This window comes from Coprococcus intestinalis, assembly GCF_023656595.1.
GTDB classification, from domain to species: Bacteria; Bacillota; Clostridia; order Lachnospirales; family Lachnospiraceae; genus Coprococcus_A; species Coprococcus_A intestinihominis.
Genome location: NZ_JAMOKJ010000044.1, coordinates 1 through 1,619, shown reverse-complemented (window position 1 = coordinate 1,619; position 1,619 = coordinate 1). Strand labels below are relative to the sequence as shown.

1 protein-coding gene is annotated in these 1,619 nt (G+C 37.6%); it reads right to left on the bottom strand.

Annotation, left to right across the window (positions count from 1 at the left end):
- Positions 1-150: 150 nt before the first annotated feature.
- Positions 151-1,326, bottom strand: a complete 1,176-nt coding sequence (locus NBH03_RS15790; RefSeq protein WP_204575752.1) for an IS110 family RNA-guided transposase — start codon at positions 1,324-1,326, stop codon at positions 151-153.
- Positions 1,327-1,619: the final 293 nt, after the last annotated feature.

The following is a 1,619-nucleotide window of genomic DNA, read 5'->3' as shown; positions in this document are numbered from 1 at the left end:
AAGACTAACTATTAAAAGTCAAGTCTAAAATGAAAATTTTTTGAATGAATTGCAGAAATGCATTTCAGATATATTTGAACCTTGAAAACTGTATGACGAAAAGAGCATCATTATTGGTGCTCAAAAAAAGGAGTATTGAATTAGAAAAATTTAATCAGCCTTGATGTATTGCTGGTTAGTTTTCTCAAGATGATAAATGACTCGAACCAGCTTTTTGATAGCATGAGATATAGCAACGTTGTAATGCTTGCCTTCGGCTCGTTTCCTTGCCAGATATTCAGCAAACGTCGAATCCCAATGGCAGACATATTTGGCCGCATTGTATAACGCATACCGCAGATATCTGGAGCCTCGTTTTTCCATGTGTGAGTAAGCACCATCAAGTTGACCAGATTGATAAGTAGAAGGTGAAAATCCGGCATATGCCAGGATTTTATCAGGAGAATCAAAACGATTGAAATCACCTATTTCTGCAATAATCATAGCGCCCATACGATAGTTGATTCCAGGAATGCTAAGGATTGGAGAATGGATTTCATCCATGATGATTTTGATTTCGTTTTCTATTTCATCAATTTCAGAGGTCAGTTCCCGGATAAGCTTGATAGTATGTTTCAATTCTAATGATTTTGCAGGCATATTTGAGCCTATAGAGGTTCTTGCAGCATCTCTGAATGTAATGGCTGTTTCTTTACCATATCGACCTTTTGAGGCTTTAGTAAGAAGATTGGTAAGTCTGGTAAGATGAACATTAGCGACTTGTTTAGCACCGGGAAATTCAGAAAGCAATGCATAAACAGATGCCATATGAAGCGTTGGTACTAACTTTTCTAATTCAGGGAATAAGATACAGACCAGTCTGGAAACGGAAGATTTAAGCTTTGCCCGTTCCTTAACTTTATCAAAACGATAACGGGTTAGTGACTTCAACTCTTCGTTGTGGTAAGATGTATCTGAGTAGGACTTCAAGTTCACATCAGACATCAGCATAGAAGCAATCGTACGGGCGTCTACTTTATCCGTTTTCGTCTGTCTAAGGCTAAGACTTTTTCTGTACAGATTAGTATGTAACGGATTGATAGCATAGGTGGGCAAACCTTTATCAATGAGATAACCGAGGAGATTGTAACTATAGTGTCCAGTGGCTTCCAGTCCTACTTTTACTTTTGATACATCTTCCATAACGGATTCAATTTTTTGATAAAGTTCAGTGAAACCAGTCAGGTTGTTGGCGATGGTAAAAGCTTTAAATAACACTTCTCCATCAGAGTTAGTGATAAAGCAATCATGCTTATCTTTGGCGACATCAATTCCGACGTAAATCATAAAAAATCTCCTTAAAAAAGTATTAATGCTGTTTTAGAACCACAGGGAACTCCTTGTGATTGTAACCTCGTTCTAAATAAACCGTCATGCGGTATCTAACTGATTAACAAATGAACAAAGAGACTGTGGTTGGAGCCTTTCCTAAACCATCAAGTGGTAGGAGTGTGAAACCAATCCACAGCACCTTATATATCATAGTCGAACCTGTAGAAAAGGTAAAGAAAAGGACTATGACTTAATAGTTATGAAGACCTTGGAGAGGGTCTCTAAACACTACTACTATATAATACGAG

What these genes read in the sequence shown, in the direction of transcription:
- NBH03_RS15790 (WP_204575752.1), bottom strand. Translation starts at nt 1,326, where the DNA reads ATGATTTACGTCGGAATTGATGTCGCCAAAGATAAGCATGATTGCTTT.